16 protein-coding genes are annotated in these 20,721 nt (G+C 29.8%); 4 read left to right on the plus strand and 12 right to left on the minus strand.

The features are described 5' to 3' along the window. Nucleotides 1–30: 30 nt before the first annotated feature. From hypF to BGS40_RS03025, 9 genes are all read right to left on the minus strand, one after another. A complete protein-coding gene (gene hypF / locus BGS40_RS02985; RefSeq protein ID WP_052794070.1) occupies nt 31–2,220 on the minus strand; it encodes a carbamoyltransferase HypF in 2,190 nt (729 codons plus the stop codon). After that, nucleotides 2,201–3,721, minus strand: coding sequence for a hypothetical protein (locus tag BGS40_RS02990; protein WP_096738353.1), 1,521 nt, complete (start codon nt 3,719–3,721; stop codon nt 2,201–2,203). The genes hypF and BGS40_RS02990 overlap by 20 nt, the downstream gene beginning before the upstream one ends. A 41-nt stretch (nt 3,722–3,762) precedes the next feature. Continuing rightward, entirely contained in the window at nt 3,763–4,410 is a 648-nt protein-coding gene (locus BGS40_RS02995) for a M48 family metallopeptidase (RefSeq protein WP_052861534.1), read from the minus strand. Further along, entirely contained in the window at nt 4,386–5,702 is a 1,317-nt protein-coding gene (locus tag BGS40_RS03000) for an MATE family efflux transporter (protein WP_087691780.1), read from the minus strand. Before BGS40_RS03000 ends, BGS40_RS02995 begins: the two co-directional genes overlap by 25 nt. 2 nt (nt 5,703–5,704) lie before the next feature. Further along, entirely contained in the window at nt 5,705–8,146 is a 2,442-nt protein-coding gene (locus tag BGS40_RS03005) for a hypothetical protein (RefSeq protein ID WP_096738354.1), read from the minus strand. 71 nt (nt 8,147–8,217) lie between these two features. Further along, nucleotides 8,218–8,958, minus strand: a complete 741-nt coding sequence (pstB, locus tag BGS40_RS03010; RefSeq protein ID WP_002776307.1) for a phosphate ABC transporter ATP-binding protein PstB — start codon at nt 8,956–8,958, stop codon at nt 8,218–8,220. After that, nucleotides 8,955–10,043, minus strand: coding sequence for a phosphate ABC transporter permease PstA (pstA, locus tag BGS40_RS03015; protein ID WP_087691782.1), 1,089 nt, complete (start codon nt 10,041–10,043; stop codon nt 8,955–8,957). Before pstA ends, pstB begins: the two co-directional genes overlap by 4 nt. Then, nucleotides 10,040–10,954 carry a phosphate ABC transporter permease subunit PstC gene (pstC, locus tag BGS40_RS03020; protein WP_002776292.1) on the minus strand — a complete coding sequence of 305 codons (915 nt, stop codon included), beginning with the start codon at nt 10,952–10,954 and terminating at the stop codon, nt 10,040–10,042. The genes pstA and pstC overlap by 4 nt, the downstream gene beginning before the upstream one ends. A gap of 9 nt (nt 10,955–10,963) precedes the next feature. Further along, entirely contained in the window at nt 10,964–11,959 is a 996-nt protein-coding gene (locus BGS40_RS03025) for a substrate-binding domain-containing protein (RefSeq protein ID WP_004308324.1), read from the minus strand. A 181-nt stretch (nt 11,960–12,140) separates the two neighbouring features. Between BGS40_RS03025 and ctf the strand changes: the two genes are divergently transcribed. The 4 genes from ctf to BGS40_RS03045 are packed head-to-tail and all read left to right on the plus strand — an operon-like array spanning nt 12,141 to nt 16,239. After that, the gene (gene ctf, locus BGS40_RS03030) at nt 12,141–12,644 is read left to right on the plus strand and encodes a non-heme ferritin (RefSeq protein ID WP_002825034.1); all 504 of its coding nucleotides are present in this window, start codon (nt 12,141–12,143) and stop codon (nt 12,642–12,644) included. Between the two features lie 42 nt (nt 12,645–12,686). Next, nucleotides 12,687–14,063, plus strand: a complete 1,377-nt coding sequence (locus BGS40_RS03035) for an MBOAT family O-acyltransferase (RefSeq protein WP_004308322.1) — start codon at nt 12,687–12,689, stop codon at nt 14,061–14,063. Next, a complete protein-coding gene (locus BGS40_RS03040) occupies nt 14,064–15,074 on the plus strand; it encodes an SGNH/GDSL hydrolase family protein (RefSeq protein ID WP_002908275.1) in 1,011 nt (336 codons plus the stop codon). Further along, nucleotides 15,061–16,239 (plus strand): SGNH/GDSL hydrolase family protein, encoded by a 1,179-nt coding sequence (locus BGS40_RS03045; RefSeq protein WP_087704391.1) that lies wholly within the window; start codon nt 15,061–15,063, stop codon nt 16,237–16,239. The genes BGS40_RS03040 and BGS40_RS03045 overlap by 14 nt, the downstream gene beginning before the upstream one ends. Before the next feature lie 2 nt (nt 16,240–16,241). Here the strand turns inward: BGS40_RS03045 and BGS40_RS03050 are convergent, their stop codons facing one another. From BGS40_RS03050 to BGS40_RS03060, 3 genes are read right to left on the minus strand one after another with little or no spacing between them, the layout of a single operon-like run. Next, nucleotides 16,242–17,612, minus strand: coding sequence for a TolC family protein (locus BGS40_RS03050; protein WP_087691785.1), 1,371 nt, complete (start codon nt 17,610–17,612; stop codon nt 16,242–16,244). 1 nt (nt 17,613) lies between these two features. Further along, nucleotides 17,614–19,539, minus strand: coding sequence for an ABC transporter permease (locus BGS40_RS03055; protein WP_002852201.1), 1,926 nt, complete (start codon nt 19,537–19,539; stop codon nt 17,614–17,616). Further along, the gene (locus tag BGS40_RS03060; RefSeq protein ID WP_002921179.1) at nt 19,539–20,711 is read right to left on the minus strand and encodes an efflux RND transporter periplasmic adaptor subunit; all 1,173 of its coding nucleotides are present in this window, start codon (nt 20,709–20,711) and stop codon (nt 19,539–19,541) included. Before BGS40_RS03060 ends, BGS40_RS03055 begins: the two co-directional genes overlap by 1 nt. Between the last annotated feature and the right edge of the window lie 10 nt (nt 20,712–20,721).

A 20,721-nucleotide genomic window follows, 5' to 3' on the forward strand; every position in this document is an offset into this window, starting at 1 on the left:
AAAAAATTATGAGTTTTTAGAATATTTGCTTTATTTTTCTAAATTTAAAAAATGCACCATTTGTCCTAAGGCTATGGAGCTATCATTACAAGGGTACTTTAAAGGTATAAAAAAATCAAAATTTTTAGCTTTTAAAATTTCAAGCAAGGTTTTGTTTTGAAAAACCCCTCCGCTTAAAAGCACTTTTAAATCATAATCTTTGCTAAAATCTATGATAAAATTTGCCAAGGCATTAAACATACCTGTAATCGCCTTAGTTTTTTCATCTTGCAAAGCCCCTAGGATTAAATTTTTAAAATTAACCTGCCCTTTTTCTACAAAAAGCTTATAAGAAAAATCAAGATTTTTATCATAAAAAGCTTCACACATTAAGCCAACTTGAGCTTCATAAGAACTTTTTTCTAAGTTAAAAACAATACTTCCAAAAGCATCGATAATGCGTCCTAAAGAACTTGTTTGTAAGTTAGAATGAGAATAAATTTTTTTAAGATTTTTAAGTTTAATTTTTGGAATTTTTGCTAAAAAATCCTTAGCCTTATCTTCTAAATCATAATGAAAAATAAGACTTAAGGCTAAATTTTGTATATTTTTAATATCACTATTTATAAGAGTGAAATTTTCAAAATGTGCAATTCTTTCATATTCTTTTAAATTTCCTACAAAAACTTCTCCACCCCAAATTTTACCATCTTCGCCATAACCTGTTCCATCACAAATAAAAGCTAAAGCCTTTTCATCTTTTGCAAAATTTTCTTCATATTCAAAATAAGCCGCACAAAAATGCGCATAATGATGAGAAATTTTAATCCTTTCTTCAAATTCTTTTGCATAGCTAAAATGCGGGTGTTTATCGCACAAAATCGCATCAAATTTCAAATCATAATTTTGTTTAAAAAATTCTAAAAGTTTAAAAAATCTCTCATGCGCATCAAGACTTTTCAAATCCCCTATATAAGGAGAAATTAAAAGTTTATTTTCATAAAAAATCACAAATTCATTTTTAAGTTCCGCACCTAAAGCTAAAAAAGTGCCTTTTTTATTAAAATTTCTTTCCAAATAAAAAGGATTTAAACCCCTTGAAGTACGCAAAAACATAGTTTCACCATTTACCACTTGAGCTATGCTGTCATCACTTGCATTGATAATTTCCCTATCATAATCCAAATAAAAATCAAAAACTTTATCAAGTTTTTTACACAAATTAAACTCATCTTTAATAATACTTTCTCCGCTTAAATTTGCACTCGTTGCTACAAGGCTTCCTTTAAAATACTCAAAAAGCAAAAGATGTAAAGGTGTATAAGCTAACATAATACCGATTTTATCAACATCAGGAGCGATTAAAGAAAAGGCTTTTTTTGCCTTTAAAATCACAATAGGAGCTAAAACCCCACCAAGCAAAGCTTCTTCTTTTTCATCTATAAAGGCAAGTTCTTTAGCACTTTGTAAATCTTTACACATCAAAGCAAAAGGTTTTTTAGGGCGATTTTTTCTAAGTCTTAGAGTTTTTAAAGCTTCTTCATTAAAAGCATCGCACATGAGATGAAAACCACCTATGCCTTTTATGGCTAAAATTTTACCTTCCTTTAAAAACTTCGCACTTTGCATAAAAGCTTCTTGATCTTTAGCTAAAATTTCACCCTTTGGATTTTTAAGAAAAACATTGATTTTGCATTTAGGACAACTAATAGGCTGGGCATGAAAACGCCTATTTTTAGGATCTTCGTATTCACTTTTACAAAACTCACACATCAATAATTCTTGCATAGAGGTATTAAATCTATCATAAGGAAGACTTTTTATAATACTAAAGCGTGGCCCACAATGTGTGCAAGTGATAAAAGGATATAAAAAGCGTGGATTTTTTTCATCAAAAAATTCTTTTTTACACTCCTTACAAAGCGCAAAATCGCTTAACATAGGCGTGCTTTTTGTATTCTCTAAAGAAGGAGTAATGCTAAAATTCTCATAGTTTGAAATAGAAATTTGCGTGATTATAAGCTGATCTATTCTTGCTAAAGGTGGAAGATGATTTTTTAAATTTTCTATGAAATTTTCACATTCTTTTTGAGTGCAAGCAAGGATGATTTCTACCCCAAAACCATCATTTCTTACCTCTCCAAAAAGCTTTGATTTCAAAGCTAGTTCATAAACTAAGGGGCGAAAACCCACCCCTTGAACTAAGCCTGAAATTTTGATCTTATACCCTAAGTGGTACATTGCTTAACTGACAATTTTTAAGATGTTTTAAAGTATTTTTAAGCAAAGATTTATGTTCAAACAAAGATCCACTTATAAGCGCTAAATCACTTTGCTTTTTCTCTCTTAATTCATCATAAGTATCACGTAAGAAATAAGCCAAACTCTCAACCGCTCCATAAGCGATATTAGCACTATCTACACCTGCTAACATAAAACTCATAGCAGATCTTAAGGTTCTTGTATAATCAAAACTTTTATCTTCTTTCAAACGATAATCAATCTTTACTCCACGAGGCATTTTTGACTCATCAGCGATTTTTAAAAGCTCGCTAACACTCTCTTGTAAATTTTTACCCAAATTTAGCACTCTACCTACTAACCCAAGCAAAGAATAAAAATTGTTTTGAAGCTCAAAATTTTCATCTAAAAGAGGAAATTCCTTGCTAAAATTTTCTAAAAGCCTTGCACCAATTTCATCTTTTTTAATTTCTTCATAAAGTTCTTTGCTGTGTTTTGGCAAGGAAAGTTTAAGTAAATTAAGCTCTTTATTGACAAGCAAAATATCTTCATAATCCTTACTAAGCTCTAAAATAAAAGCCTTTTCTTTATAACGGCTTACAAGATAAGAAATTCTTGCCATATTTTTATCTGCTTTAGAAAAAATAAGCTCTCTTGCCTTAGCATTGATAAATTCAAAGCCTTCCAAAACCACCACTTGCTCATCTAAAGCACTGATATAAAAATCTTTTTGATATTCTTCTATCTTTTTTACGCTCAAAAATTTATATTCATTTTCAAAAAGTTTTAAACCTAAAGCAAAACAAAACAAATCCCTAGCAAGTCTGATCTTAAAATCATTAAAATCAAGATTGTGATTTTTTCTAAACATGGCATTAAGCCTTAGTTTCATCAAAGGTTTTTCTAAACTTGCAAGAAATTTTAAATTTTCATTTGAACAAACAAAAACTGAATTTATAGCCTTAATATCACAAGGAAGCAAAAAATCTCCTATAAATTCGTTCTTAAACAAAGAAAATTCATAAATACCATTTTTATCTTTTAAATAAATCTTTTTTTCTTGACTTAACAAATCAAAAGCAAGATTTAAAAAAGTATTGAAATTTTCTTCATTGATTTTTTCAAATTCTGATAAATTGCTTGAAAATTCACACTCACAAAACACGCCCCATTCGTTTTTGTTTAAAAGTTTTTTTTCTTGATACGCATTAGAATTTAAATGAGTAATATAAGAAAATCTTGAAAATTCTTTATCCTCTGGCATACAAGGGTTAAAACCATGCCCCGCTTTTACATCAAATTTTTTCAAAAAAACGCTATGACTCATGAAATTCAAAGAATCGCAAAAAGTCTTTAAATTTTCTTCATCTGCATCGATAGAAAAATGATAAGTATTTTCTTCTTTACTAAGGATATAATTGTAATTTTTCGCATAAAAACGCAATAAATATTCAAAAATATCATTATCTGCATTATAAATAAAATCAAAATCCAAAGTCATATTATGCCTTTTTTGAAAAATAAACTATAAATATAACATTTTTAACTTAAAAATTCTTTCTCTCTTTGCCTAAAATCACTCATAAAATGCTCTATAAAAGTATAAAATTCTTTGCTATGATTGGGAAATTTTAAATGGCTAATTTCATGCAAAATCACATATTCAATAGCTCTTAAACTCTTTTGAATGAGTTTTAAATTTAAATTAATATAAGCTTTATTGTGATTGCAAGAACCCCAACGCGTTTTCATATTTTTAATGCTTAAATGCGTGTAAAATAAGCCTGTTTTTTTACTCCATTTTTTAAGATAAAAAGTAAAAATCTTTTTAGCATTTTGTCTTAAAAATAAATCTAATTTTGCTTTATTTTGACAAATTATTTTATCTTTATCAAAATAAATTTTTTTGGCATTTTCATCAAAAATAATTTTATATTTTTTAGCTAAAAAGATTAACTCATCATCTTTTAAGGCTTTTTTTTCAAATCTTATTTTTGCCTCATTCATCCAAGAACTTGATTTATCTAAAAACTCATAAACACTTTTAAAGGTGCAAAAATAAGGAATACTAAGAACAAATTCACCCTTTTCATTTAGCCTTAATCTTAAAGTTTTTATGCATTTTTTAGAATAAAAATAGCACTCATCTTTATAAATAAATGATTTTAAACTAGAGCTTTGCCTTGCCATTTTTTACTTTTCCATCTGTATGAATTTACCATTCCACGCAAAAACTCATCTGCACAAAATCCTATCCAAACCCCTAAAATTCCAAGATTAAAATGAAAACAAAGCACATAACCCACAGGCAAAGATACCCCCATCATAAAAACAAGTCCGCTAAAAAATGGAAACTTAGCATCGCCACTTGCGCGCAAGGAATTAACCATAACTATATTAAAAGTTCGTGAAATTTCAAGAAAGATTGAAAGAGCAAATAAAGGTATCATTAAATTTTTTAGCTCTTCTTTAAGCCCTAAAATTTGCATAGTAAAATCTTGACAAAGATAGTTTAAAAACGCCACTAAAGCACTCGCTATTACACTAAAATATAAAGCACGCCAAGCATGTTTATAAGCGATATTTTCATATCTAGCACCGACTAATTTACCTACTATGATTTCATTAGCTATGCTTATAGCTTGTCCTATAAGCATGATAAGCATTGAAATTTGAAAATAAATCGTTTGCACACTCAAACTCGCCTCACCTAAGCTTGCTACAAAAGCAAAAGCTATAGTGTATTGGACTATCCACAAAAGATTTTCCCCTGCTGAAAATCCTCCTATATTTAAAACCTTTTTTAAAACTTCTTTTTCAAGTTTTATCATTTCTTTGATTTTAAGATGAATTTTAAGTTTATAAAAAAGTATCGCAAACAAAGCAACTATAGCAACAATGCGAGCAAAAATATTACTAAGCCCTATTCCAAAAAGTTCTGACTTTGTATAATGCAAAACATAATAATTTCCACAAATCACCACTATATCCATCAAAAAACCTATAAACATGACCCAATAAGCCATATTATAAACCCTTACAATAGCAGCTAAAACAATACCTATGGCATCAAAAAACAAACAAATTGCAAGCATATGTAAGTAAATTTCGCTATCTTTGAGCAATTCTTGTGGAATTTTTAAAAGATAAAGCAAATACTCCCCATGCCATAAAATAAGCACACCGCATACAAAGCCTAAAAGTGCATTTAAGAACAAACTTTGATGAATCACTTTTCTTGCTAAAACATGATCTTTTGCACCAATTGCTTGTGCGATCACCACACTACAACCCACACTTAAAAATGAAAAAATAGTGATAAAAAGATCTAAAATTTGATTTCCAGCGCCCATAGCACCAACAAGAAAATTAGAATAATGCGACACCATAGCGGTATTGATGATGATAGTAAGGTATTTTGAAAGCAAATCCCAAAAAATAGGAACACTGAGTTTTGTTAGGGAAAGTTGTTTTTTTGCCATGATTATTCTTTTAAAAAGCCGTATTCATAAATTTTTGGCTCTATTTTTTTGGCTAAAATTTTTAAATTTGCATTTAAATCACTCAGTAAAGCTTTATAATATTCATCTTTTGCTTTAGCAGGATTATTCATCTTACCTTTTTCATCCCTACCTTGAAAAAATTCTTTGATATCATAAAACGAAGCATTGACAAGATAGCCTTTATCCTCGCTATGTGTGTGATAATACTTAAAAAGTTCTTTTCCTGCTTTTAAGAGCTCTTGAGCTTCAAGACTGAATTCTATCTTTACTAACTCATCACCAAAAAGCGAATTTTCATCTTTTATCTTGCCCTTTATAAATTTATACATAAAATCACTCTCAAAAGCTTCTTTTGTGATACCTAGTTCTTTTTCACTAAAAGGTATGAAATGATTTATCCCTTCTTTTGCACTTATGCGATTTTGTCCATGAAAAAGCATAAAAACTAAACAATCACTTTTAAACTCATCATCATTTTCATATAAATCATTAGGATATAAAAACTGATCCCTATCATTTACCCAAGTAGCACTTATAGCATGACGCACTGAGAAGAATATAGAACAAGCTAATAAATTGTCATAATTTAAAAATATAGAATGTCCAGCATCTCTTGTATCGTGCATAATATAAACAAGATTTTGGTGCTGAAAATCCATTCTACCAGTATTCATCATTCCTAAATTCAATAATATATTTTTGTTTTTAAACTTAGATATCCATTTACCAATATGTAAATTATTATTACAATAAAAATTTTTCTTACCTAAAAAATTTCCATTTTCATTAAATACATCAAGTTTTATTTTTTTAAGATCTTCTTTTTTATTTGTATTCCATATCAAAAATCCTATGGGGAAATTTCCTTTTACATTATCAAAAGTATAAGCAGGCACTATAAAACCTTTTAAAAACTTAGCCTTAAAAGCTTGTCTAAATTTTATAAAATTTGTAGAATTTACATATTTTAAAGTGGAAAAACTAGCTAGTATAGCTCCTTCGATTTCATTATAAATTCTTATAAAAAATTGCGCAAAAAGTTCATTTCTAGCACTACTTAAAATAACTTTATATTTCTTATAAACATAATTATCAAGACTAACACCAGTTTTATGTTTTCCAGTTCCAGACATAGTAGAGCTATTTCCAGCTTCTGCATAAGGTGGATTTATAAAGATTATTAATTTTTTGCGTTTATTTTCATCCTTTAAAATCTCTTGCAAAATTAAAGGTAATTTTGATTTTTGGATAATTTTACCCTTATCATCCACTTCATCAAAGAATTCATCATTTAAAAAATCAAATTGAAAAACATGATTTTCAAACAAATTCGCACCATTTTTTATACGCTCATGTATCACATCTATATCGGCTTTATCAAGAGTAGAGCAAAAGATATTTTTTTTATTTGTAAAATTTGCTAGTAAATTTCCTGTTCCACCCGCTAAATCCCATATATAATACCCCTCTTCATAATCCTCCCCAAAAGTTTTAGAAAGATACTCGCAAGCCTTATCCACCCAAATTCTTGGGGTAAAAAATGCTCCTTTTCGCTCTCTTACATCTTGATCTACGAGCAAATCTCTGCGTTTTATAATATAATCCCAAAATTCTTCCCTTGGAGGACGCTCATAAATCGCCCAAAATTCATGATGAGCTTTTTGATTATCTTTAAAAGAAGTGCGTTCGTTAATGATAGAGCCTAAATCACTTTTTGTTTTATTAAACTCATAATAATCTTTTTTAAGAATGGCAAATAAATTTTGACTGATGGTTTCATTTTCACTTGAAAGCAAATCAGCCAAATAAAAATCAGCATCTATGATCCCGCTTTTTTTAGCCAAATTCCAATCAATACTGATAGTATCTTTAACCATTTTATTCCATTTATGATAAATGCTTACAAAATTGTTTTTATCGATTTTAATTTTACTTATATTTTCACTTGTAAGATTTTCTTTTATGAAAGTTTTTAATTCTTCATCATTTTTTTCATAATAAAAAATTTGTGCTGTATTTAAAATACTATCTAATTCTTTTAGAAGCTTTAAAAACTGCTCACTTGTATGATTGCTAGGCGTTACACTAAAGTTTATATCGCTTTGATAAAAAATTTCTTGCAAACAAGCAAAGGGTAAAAAAGCTATCTTTTCTCCATCAAAAGCACAAAGTAAATTTGGAGTTTGCTCTGTATAAAATTTATATTTTCCTATGGTAAGCACAAGCTGTACAAAAGATTTTTTAAGCTCACTTTTTCCTTGTTTGGCTTCAGCCCAAAGCAAATTAATTTCACCCAAAAGTCCTAAATTTTGAGTGATACAAAAATCAATCTTAGCACCTACATAATTAAATTTAGAAAAATACAAATCCTTAATCTTGCTTTTTAAAGGTTCTTCGCTTAGTTTTAAAAGTGTTTCAAACAAAATTATATCCTTATAAATTTCTTTTTTAAGGATATAATTTTAATACAAAGATACTTGTTTTTGTATAAATCTCACCCAAAAGCACCGCTTAAATAAGCCTTGGTTTTTTCTTGTTTTGGATTTTCAAAAAATTCTTTACTTTCACCAAATTCTATAAGCTCTCCAAGATGAAAAAATGCTGTATAATCAGCTACGCGTTTGCCTTGTTGCATATTATGCGTAACCATGATCATAGAAAGATTATGGCTTAATTCTTTTAAAAGCTCTTCAATCACGCCTGAACTTATAGGATCAAGTGCAGAAGTTGGCTCATCTAAAAGCAAAAGTTTAGGTTTGATCGCTAAAGCTCTTGCGATACAAAGGCGTTGTTGTTGTCCGCCTGAAAGAGCTAGGGCATTTTGCTTTAATTTATCTTTAACCTCTTCAAAAAGCCCCACTTTTTGCAAGCAATCCACCACCAAAGCTTCTTCTTCATCTTTGTTTTTAATCATACCATGAAGTTTTGGTGCATAAGAGATGTTTTCATAAATGCTTTTTACAAAAACATTAGGTTGTTGAAAAACCATGCCTACATTTTTACGCAAGGCTACTACATCTTGATTTTTAACATCTTTTCCTTCAATTTCCACTAAACCATCGATTTTTGCAATTTTATCATTCATTCTATTAAAACAACGCAAAAAAGTGGATTTACCACATCCTGAAGCACCGATGAGTGCAGTAATTTTGTTTTGCTCTATTTGCATATTGATATCAAATAAAGCTTGTTTTTTTCCATAAAATAAATTTAAATTTGTTGTTTTTGCTATCACTTTAATTTTCCTTGAAAATATTTTCTTAATAATATTGCACTAAGATTTAACACGACTAAAAGTCCTAAAAGCACAATAATACCCGCTGCTGTTCTTTCTAAAAATGCACGCTCTGGCATAGCCGACCATGAGTAAATTTGAGCAGGTAAAACGCTAGTTGGATCAAAAATCGAACTAGCTACATCAGGGATAAATGCTATCATACCGATAATCATCAAAGGTGCAGTCTCGCCTATAGCTTGAGCTAAAGTTAAAATAGAACCTGTTAAAATCATAGGCATAGCCAAAGGTAACATAATACCTTTTACCATTTGAACCTTTGTCATACCTAAGGCATAAGCAGCATTTTTCATATTGATATCCACACTTTTTAAGGCCGCTTTGGTTGAAACAATGATAATAGGCAAACTCATGATCGCCAAAGTAAGCCCACCCACTAAAGCACTTGAACGAGGCATTCCAAAAAGATTGATAAACACTCCAAGTCCTAAAAGTCCAAACAAGATACTAGGAATACTTGCAAGGTTGTTAATACACACTTCTATAAAATGTGTAAGGATATTTTGTGGTGCAAATTCTTCTAAGTAAATTGCCGCTGCAACGCCTATAGGAACACTCATAACCATACAAACAAGCATAACAAGCAAAGTCCCTACAACTGAAGATAAAATTCCTGAATTTTCAGGAGATTTTGAGTCCCCATTTAAAAAGAAATTGCTATTAAATTTAAGCTCTATCTCGCCTTTTTGCACAAGATCATCGACTAAAGTTCTTTGTTTTTCACTAAGGCGATTATATTTTTGCTTCATATATTGATCTACTTCTGAATTTGCCAAAAGCCAAGATTTTTCAGTGATTTGTCCTGTTCTTATTTTTCTTTGTTCTGCGCGAGATAAAAGATCATAAGCAGGAGAATTTCTATTAGCCTCTACAAAAATATAAGTTTGCTTAAAAGCAGGAAATCCAAGATAAGCCACACTTCCTAAAAAGATACAAAGAAAAATTAAATTAATATAAAGCCCCATTTTACAAAGTCTTTTAAAAGACTTTGAAGCTTTTTGTCTTTTTTTAAAAAGTTTTTTCATAAATTTTTCCTTTTGTGAAAGCGATTGATAAGATAAACGCTAAACATATTGATGATTAAAGTGATGACAAAAAGCACCAAACCTAAAGAAAAAGCACTTAAAGCCAAAGAACTATCAAAAGCTTGATCTCCACTTAAAGCTTCTACGATTTTTACCGTTACCGTTGTCATATCTTCTAAAAAATTTAAAGTTAAATTTGGACGCAAAGAAGCTGCCATCACCACTATCATAGTTTCGCCTAAGGCTCTTGAAAGTCCTAAAAGACAAGCTGCAACTATACCAGGAATAGCCTCAGGTAAAATCACGGCAAAAACCACTTCTTTTTTTGTCATACCTAAAGCATAAGCGCCATTAATCCTTTTCTCGCTTACTGCTTCAATGCAATCTTGAGATAAAGAAGCCACTATAGGTACTATCATGATCCCCATGATAAAACCTGCGCCTAAAGCACTTTGAAAGCTTGCTTGTATGCCAAATAAAGAAAAAAACCACACTATAAAAGGTGCTACAACTATAGCCGCAAAAAATCCAAAAACAACAGTAGGAATCCCTGCAATGATTTCTAAAATAGGTTTTAAGTAATTTTTAGATTTTTTGCCAGCAAAAACACCTAAATATATAGCACACATAACCCCTAAAGGTAAAGCCGTTAGCATAGCAATCAATGAAATATAAAAAGTTCCCCAAAAAAGCGATAGCGCCCCAAAAACACCTTGTTTACTCGTGCCATCTGCATTCATAAAAGCTGCATCAGCTGCCCACTGACTTGAGAATAAAAAGGTAACAACGCTTTCTTTTTGAAAGAATTTTAAAGCTTCAATTAAAATTGTAAGCATGATAGCAAAACTTACTATCACGCTTACAAAAGCACATAAAAAAAGTGCAAATTTGATTATTTTTTCTTTTAACAAAGTTTTTCCTTAAAAAACTTTTCCAGCTTTTACAAGCTCATCATTTAAAATTTTTCTATCTTCTACGTGTTTTTGAGAAGCTTTTAATTTATCATCACTCAAAGGAACAAGTCCTATTTTTTCAAGCTCTCCACCACTTTTTGCCAAATCATCACTCATATAAATTTTTGCAAAATCAAAGGCTTCTTTTGGATTTTTCTTAGCATTGATATAAATAAACAAACTTCTTGCAAGTTCGTATTTTTCATCTGCGATGCTTTCTTCGCTTGGCGTAACACCATCGATATTAGCAGCATTGATTTTGTCTGAATTGCTCACTAAAAAGCTATAACCAAAAATTCCAAAAGCATCCTTATCAATAGTAAGTTTTGAAACGATTAGATTATCATTTTCACCACTTGGGATATAAGCACCATCTTGGCGTATGGTTTTATACTCGCCTTTATACTCAGGAATTTTTTTAGACACATCACTCATTACAAGCTCTTCTATAGTATCTCTTGTTCCTGAACTTGATGGTGGACCATAAACACTAATTTTACGATTTGGTAAATTTTTATTGATTTGATTCCAATTTGTATAAGGATTTGGTATAAGTTTTCCATTTTGTGGAATTTCTTTTGCTAATGCTAAGAAAAGTTCTTTTTTTGTGATATTTAATGGAGCATTGGTTTTATTTTGAGCTAAAACTATACCATCATAACCTATCATCATCCCTACTATATCAGTTACCCCTGCTTTTTTGCAAGTTTCAAATTCACTTAATTTCATAGGTCTTGAAGCATTGGAAATATCAGTAGTTCCTTCGCAAAATACCTTAAATCCACCCCCTGTTCCCAAGCTCTCTACTATAGGAGTTTTTGTATTTTTGATCGAAGCATATTCTTCAGCTACAAAAGAAGTAAAAGGATACACAGTCGATGAACCTGCGATTTTTAAATCTGCTGCACTTAAAGCACCACAAAGTGCAAGACTCGCCACACTTAAAGATAGAATTTTTTTCATTTTTTCTCCTTAACTTTAAAAAAAGTAATGGAAGTTTAAAAAAACTTGGAAACATTTTGGAAACATTTTTTATTTTGTATTTTTCTTAAATATAATTTGTAACTATCAAAAAATTTAGCTTGTTTTTAAAAAAATAATATATCATTACAAAACATTATTAAATTTTAATAAGGAGATAAGAATGCTTTCTAAAGAAGTTATAAAATTACTCAATGAACAAATAAACAAAGAAATGTATGCAGCAAACTTATATCTTAGTATGAGTTCTTGGTGTTATGAAAACAGTCTTGATGGAGCTGGAGCCTTCTTGTTTGCACATGCAAGCGAAGAAAGCGATCATGCTAAAAAGCTTATCACTTATCTTAATGAAACAGATTCTCATGTAGAGCTTCAAGAAGTAAAACAGCCTGAACAAAATTTCAAATCTTTACTTGATGTTTTTGAAAAAACCTATGAACATGAGCAATTTATCACAAAGTCAATCAATACTTTAGTTGAACACATGCTAACACATAAAGACTATTCTACTTTTAATTTCTTACAATGGTATGTAAGCGAACAACACGAAGAAGAAGCACTTTTCCGCGGTATAGTTGATAAGATTAAATTAATCGGAGAACATGGAAATGGACTTTATTTAGCTGATCAATACATCAAAAATATTGCATTAAGTAGAAAAAAATAATCTTTGCCCTATTATGGGCAAATCTCGCTTTGGATTGAAGGTATGACTTATTTTTCTCTAGAATTTAGTATTTTAATGATAGCTTTTTTTGCTATTTATTGGACTTTTAAAAATGATTATAAAATACAAAATATTTTAATTTTAATTTTCTCTTATATTATTTATATTTTAATCAATCCTTATTTCGCCTTAGTTTTATTTATATATACCTTTTTTATACACTATTTCGCCTTGCTAATTTTTGTGCGTCGCAAGCGTTATATTTTCGCTACTTGTATAGCTTTTATTATTTTAAATTTATGTTTTTTTAAATACTTTCCTAGCATCAAAGGAAGTGTTGATGAGATATTAAATTTTTTCGGTTTAGAATTTTTAAATATTGATTTAGTATTACCAATAGGAATTAGTTTTTATACCTTTACTTCTATCACTTATCTTGTGGAAGTTTATCAAAAACGCCGTTTAGAAAGTTTTTTAAATTTAGCAACCTTCTTATCATTTTTTCCAACACTACTTTCAGGGCCTATTATGCGAAGTTCTTTTTTCTTTGAACAGGCCTATCAAAAACGCGAATTTAAACATGCAAATTTAATCATCATCTTGCTTGTTTTTGGTATAGTTAAAAAAGTTTTAATAGCCAATTACCTTGGAATTTATGCTAAAAGTATTTTAGACTTTCCACAATCTTATAATTTCATACAACTTTTAAGCGCAATTTACGCCTATGCAATTCAAATATACTGCGATTTTAGCGGATATGTTGATTTAGTTTGTGCTTTTGCTTTAATGTTAGGTTTTACCCTTCCGCCTAACTTTAACATGCCTTATCTTGCAAAAAACCTAAAAGATTTTTGGGCTAGATGGCATATCAGTCTTTCAACCTTTATAAGAGATTATATCTATATACCTTTAGGGGGCAATAGAAAAGGAATACCACGCACTGTAGCTAATATACTCATCGCTTTTATACTTTCAGGTATGTGGCATGGCAATACACTTGCTTTTATTGTTTGGGGTTTATTGCATGGTATTGGCATAGTTTTTATACATTTGCTAACTTTAAGCAAATTTAGTTTACAAAAAATTCCAGCTTTAGGAAGATTTTTAACCTTTCAATTTGTATGTTTTACTTGGATTTTCTTTTATTATAGCAAAAATCTAGAAGATGCAATAGAATATTTTAAAGCTTGTTATTATAATTTCTTCCAAATTCCATCCTATAATGATATTTATATGTTGGTTGCTTTTGGGGTTCTTTTTATGATCTATCCTTTATTTATTAATTTTAAAGAATATTGCATTAAGATTTTAAATCTTACTCCATTTTTACTAAAACCTTTTATCATAGCTTTTATTTTACTTTTGGTTTTTGCTTTTATGCCAGATGGAATTCCTGATTTTATTTATTCGAGTTTTTAGATGAGTGTGGTTAGATTTTTCTTTATTTTGATTATAGTGCTTGGCTTGGTTGTTGTAGTTATGAATCAGAGTATTAGCTCTTATATAGAACAAAAATATCACTTTGCATTCTATCCTCATAATGATCTTTTAAAAGAAGCCAATGGCTTCAAAATTAAATTAGAACAAATTCGTGCAATTTTAAGCAACGAACCCTTGCCTCAAACTAATGAAGAAACTACAAATCAAGAAAATAAATCAATAGATGAAAACTTAAGTAAAATAGATAAAGTTCTAAACACTTTAGAAAATGATGAAAACACTTCTCATAAAGAAACAAATCCAACCTTAATCCAAGATGCAAATATTAGTTTTATCGACAATACCAAATTAGAACTACAAAATGGAGATGAGTTTTTATTTATCGGAGATTCTTTAATGCAAGGTGTTGCAATAGCCTTAAATAGAGATTTAAGAAATTTAAATCTTAAGGTAACCGATCTTAGCAAACAAAATACAGGCCTTTCTTATAAATCCTATTTTGATTGGTCAAAAGCAACCAATGAAGCTTTTGTTAAAAACTCAAATATTAAATATCTTGTTGTTCTTCTTGGTGCTAATGATCCTTGGGATATTAAAAAAGGAGGAAGTTATCATCGTTTTGGCTCCCCTTCTTGGATAGATATTTACACAAGTCGTGTAGATGAAATCATTAAGATCGCTAAAAAACATAAAGCCAAAGTTTTTTGGTTTGAAATCCCTCCTGTAAAAAGAGAGGAACTAAACAAAAAAATACAAATACTTAACAAAATTTACAGCGATGAAATTCTTAAAAATAAAGAAATTTTTATCAACACTAAGCTATTTTTTAGCGTCAATGATCAATACTCAGCTTATATAAAAGATGAAAACAATAGAAGTATAAAAGTAAGAACAGATGATGGGGTTCATTTTACTCCAAGTGGCGCAAGAGAAATGTCTAAACTTTTATTAGAACACATAAAACTTAAGGAAGAAAATGCTAGTAAATAAATTTAAAATTATCTTATTGTTTTTTATTATTTTTACTAGCTCTTATGCACAAAATTTAAATACAAATGACACAATAGATTCCATACTCAATCAAAACAAAAATCACTCTGCTTTAACAAGTTATGTATCAAAAAAAGATCTTAAAAATCTAGAAAAAAAATTAGAAAAAAATCAAAATATAGGAATTAGAATTTATGGGGATTCTCATATGGCGGCTGATTTCTTTCCGCGTGTCATAAGAGGATATTTAATCCGTTCTAACTCTATAGGTTTTGCCTATCCTTTACAACCTAAATATCAACAAAATCTTAATCTTGTTTATTCTTATAAAAACTTTGAAATTTTAAACTCAAGAAATCCTGCTAATGCTGGACATAATTTTCCACTAGGTGGGATAATAGCCAAAGCAAAAACTAAAGGCGCAAAAATCAACCTTGATACAACCCTAGATAAAAAAAATTTCAAAATAGGATTTTTATTTAAAGCCAAGCAAAATACCAATGCTTTTAGCATCAAAGATGCAAAAAATCAAAGCTATGAGTTAAGAACTACACAAATTAACAAATGGTCTTATAAAGAACTAGAACTTGATCTTCCTTTGCAAATTTCAGCCTTACAAAAGGATGCTGAACTAGGAGGATATTTCATCACAAATAAAAATAATAATGTTTTCTTAGATACCATTGCAATCAATGGTGCCAAAAGTGATTTATGGCTCTCTTGGAATCAAGAAGTTGTAAAAAAAGAACTAGAACTTTTACACAATGATTTAATTATTCTTGCCTATGGTTCTAATGATGCACTCTTTAAAGGGTTTGAAAAACAAAAATTTAAAAACAATTTAAAAAAATGGATTAGTATTTTAAAAACTTACAATAAAAACGCTGTTATCATATTAATCTCTCCACCAACCGTAGTTCAAAAACAAGGTAAAAACTACAAGCTTGCTCCTGATTTTTTTACCATACGCAAAGCATTATATGAAGTTGCTAAAGAAGAAAAAACTCTTATCTTTGATATGCATCAGTTTATGCAAGATAGTGGGGGAAAAAACAAATGGATAGAACAAAAGCTTTCGCTCAATGATGTACATCTTACTATAAAAGGCTATGAGCTAATGGCTAAAAAGTTACTCGAGGATTTAAAAAATATCATCGATTATTAAATTTAATACTTAGGAAATTCTAAGTTTTTATCATTAAAACTTAAAGCTGTGATTTGATAGTAAGAATTAATGGTTTTTAAAAGATTAAATCTAGCTCTTAAAAATTCTTGCTGGGTAGAATTTAAAGTATTACTTGCATCCAAATAATCTTTTAATTCGCTTTTTCCTAAAATATATTTTTCATAATACGCCTTAGTGATAAGCTCTTGTTTAATGTTAATATTTTGCAAATTTTGCAAGAGCAAGGTATCGCTTTGATAATCTTTATAATTCAATGCAAATTCATTCATCGCGCTTTGCAAAGTTTGCTCATAAGCAATTAAAAGTTGCTCATAAGCAAATTGTGAAATTTTGATATTTTGCTTTACCCTACCATAATCTAAGAAAGGTAAAGAAATCTTAACATTACCACTTAAAATTTCAAATTTAAAACTATCATCAATTTTTTTATCACTCCCACTTAATGCTCCACCTAAAGAAATACTAGGCAAAATAGATTTTTGCATGGAAGAATAATCCTTAAAGGCTGATTTTAAGCTATTGAGTTTAGATCTCACATCTGCACGGTACGCTAAAGCTTTTAAAGGTATATTAAAATCAGGACTTAAGGTTTTAAAATCATTTAAAGATAAAGTTTTAAAATACTCTATATAAGCAAAACCTTCTTGCTTTGCCAATAAATCTTGTAAATTTTTTATGAGTAAATTACGATTTTGATCATTGCTTAATAAATTTTGTTTAGCTCTTAATAAGCTTTGTTCTATGTTTAAAAGATCTAATTCTTCTATTTTTCCAAGCTTGTATTTATAATTATAAAGCTCTTTCATTTGTTCTAAATTTGAAAGATAAGCTCGAAGCAATTTATCTACATCGTTAAAATAAGCCAGCTCAAACACATCATTTAAAGCTGTATTGATCATACTTATTTTTAAATTTTCAAGATCATAAGCACTTGCTTTTGCGCTAAATTCACTCGCACTTGCACTATCTCTTAATTTGCCATAAATATCAAGCTCATAGCTTAAATTTAAAGAATTATTGAAATTTTTACTTTGTTTGCCTGAATTTAAATCTTTATCTCCACCAAAACCCAAATTTCCACTTAAAGTCGGATATAAATCATAATCAATCAAATCAGCTCTAGCCAAAGCCGAAAGCAAAGTTTTTCTAGCAATATTAATATCACTATTATTCAATAAAACAAAATTTAGAAATTCATTTAATTTTGCATTATCATAAGATCTATACCAATCATAAGTAAGATTTAAATCTTTCATTTGTTCTTGAGTTAAATCAACTTCTTTAGGCAAGCTAAGTTTTGCACCACAAGCGCTCAAGAAAAATGCTAAAAAAATGCTAAGTATTATTTTCATTTTATTCCTTTGATAATGCACTAATAGGATTTAAATTTGCTGCATTTCTTGCAGGGAAAAAACCAAAAACCACACCGATAAACATAGAACTTAAAAGTCCCAAAAGCACAGAATAGGCATTTAAAATCATAGGAAAATCCGTACTTAAAGTATTAAAAGCAAAAATAACAAAAATCGATAAAATTACACCTAAAATCGCCCCTATAGTACAAATCATAACCGCTTCGATTAAAAACTGCATCATAATATCTTCTCTTCTAGCCCCTATAGCCATGCGTATGCCTATTTCTCTTGTTCTTTCACTTACAGAAACAAGCATGATATTCATCACTCCTATACCCCCAACAATCAAAGCAATCACAGCCACACAAGCGGTAAGTATGGTTGTAGTGCGTTTATTTGCTGTAATAGCTTGCTTAAAAGTGTCAGAATTAAAAGTAAAAAAATCCTTTTGTCCGCGTTTAATTTCTAAAATTCTTATAATAGCATTTTCAGCCAAAGTTGAACTCACATCATCTTTAACCTTAACTATGATTTCACGCAAATTTCTATCTCCTGTAAGCTTATTCATCAGTGTTGTATAGGGTATATAAAGACGTACTACATTATCTTCTATAGGCTTGTCTGTATCTTTTTGCAAAACTCCTATAATCTTAAAAGGTTGAGAATTAAAAAGCACCACACGACCTAAAATATTTTCACTTTTTTCATCAGGAAAAAGATTTTTTTTAGCATTAAAATCCAATACAGCAACATTAGTACTATTTTTTACATCATCATTATTTAAAATTCTTCCCGCATCTATCCTTAAACCTTCTATAGCAAAATTATTTACCCCTACTCCTTCAGCTCTTGCGCTTAAAGAAATATTGGTATAAGTTGCCACTCCTGAAGTATTTGAATGAGCATCAACTGCTTCTAAATATTCTAAAGATCTTAATGTTTCTAAATCACTAAAATTAAGTCTTGTTTTACCCGAACGCAAATCCCCAAATCCTTTTCCAGGGCGAATTTCAATAGTATTTGTCCCAAGTCTTGCAATAGACTCAAGCACTTTAGCTTGAGAGCCTAATCCTAAAGCTACAACACAAACTACAGAAGCAATACCTATGATGATTCCAAGCATAGTTAAAATAGAACGAAGTTTGTGTGCAAGTATGGAAGAATAAGCTATCTTAAAACATTCAAAGGCTTGATTTTTAAGCAAAGTAAGTGTTTTTTTCTCTTTGGGCATTGTTTTTAAAATAAGTTTTTCTTGAGCTTTTTCCTTTTTAGTATCGCTTAAAATTTCTCCATCTTTAATCTCTATAACCCTTTTAGCTTGTGCTGCAATTTTTGGATCGTGAGTTACTAAGACTATAGTATGACCTTGCTCGTTAAGTTTTTGTAAAATTTCAAGCACCATAATACCGCTTTTACTATCCAAAGCTCCCGTTGGCTCATCAGCCAAAATAAGCTCTCCGCCATTGATTAAAGCTCTTGCTATAGAAACGCGTTGTTGCTGCCCTCCGCTTAATTCGTTTGGCTTAGAATCTAACTTGTGAGCTAATTCTAAATCATTTAAGAGTTTTTTAGCATTTTGACTTCTTTCTTGTAAATTTTTTCCCGCATAAACTGCAGGTAAAGAAACATTTTCTTTAGCACTAAGCAAGCTTAAAAGATTATATCTTTGAAATATAAAGCCTATTTTTTCACGCCTTAATCTTGCTTTTTCATCGTTATTAAGTTTAGTGACTTCATACTCATCAAAAACATAAGTTCCGCTACTTGGCGTATCTAATGTTCCTATGATATTTAAAAGTGAAGTTTTACCACTTCCACTTTGTCCTATAATAGCAACAAATTCACCTTTTTCTATACTTAAACTTACATTTTTTAAAATGGCATTTTCGCCTATATTCTTGCAAATATTTTTAAGAAAAATCATTAAAATCTCAACTTCATTTTAGTGGCTAAGCCATCAGCACTTGAGCTTACTATCAATTCTTCATTTTCATTTACGCCTTCTAAGATTTGAGTATTGATAGAATCTTTAATGCCAAGTTTGACATATTTTTTAACAGCTTTTTGATTTTCTAAAATTTCAACATAATAACCTTTTGGATCGCTTTTAATTGCATAAGTTGGCACTGCTAAAACAGCCTTTGCACTCGCTACGACAATTTCATTTTGTATACTCATACCAATACGCAAAAAATCATCTTTATTGGCTACATAAAATTTTGCGTAATAATAAATAGCATTTGATGAGCTTGAGCTTGAAGAACTCGAACTTGATGAGCTTGAGCTTGTACTAGAATCACTCACTTCAGTATCAGCTGGATCTATACTTGCAATCTTAGCATGATAAGTTTTTTGAGGATCATTAAGCAAAGAAAAATCAAGCTCTGTTCCTACTTTTATCTTACTCACATCAGCCTCTGCTATTTCCATTCTTACTTCCATTTCATCTAAATTAGCTATACGGACTATAGTAGGAGTGTTTTGATTAGCATTAACCGTTTGTCCTTCATCTACAGCTACATTAATCACAACACCATCCATAGGGGCAGTAATGGTTGTATAACCTAAATCTTTTTGTGCATTTTTAAGAGTGATTTCAAGCTGAACTACTTGAGCATTAAGCTCTGCAACATTAGCTTTTAAAGTATAATAATTATTTTTTTGAGTTTCTAAATTTTCAAGAGAACTTGCTTTAGCTGCATAAAGTTTTTGCTCTCTTTGATACTGCTTACTCGCAATCTCAAGAGCAACTTTTTTACTCTCTAAATTAGCCTTAGCGCTTTCAAGCTGAGCTTTTGTAATATCTAAATCGTTTTGTTGTTTATCTTTGTCAATTTGAGCGATCAAATCACCTTGCTTTACATGAGTTCCCACATCCACATAAAGTTTTATAATTTGTCCGCTAACTTGAGCACCCACATCGACTTGATCTTTGGCATATACCTTTCCTACTGCCTCTATGGTTTGAGATATATCTTTTTTTTGTATTTTTTGAGTTAAATAGCTGATTTTTTCATCATTATTAAAAAAAATAAAATAAGCCCCAACACTTCCAAGTATTGCAATTAAAATGATTAAAACAATCTTCTTTTTCATAATAACAAAT

The organism is Campylobacter sp. 107, from assembly GCF_002383835.1.
Lineage (GTDB): Bacteria > Campylobacterota > Campylobacteria > Campylobacterales > Campylobacteraceae > Campylobacter_D > Campylobacter_D jejuni.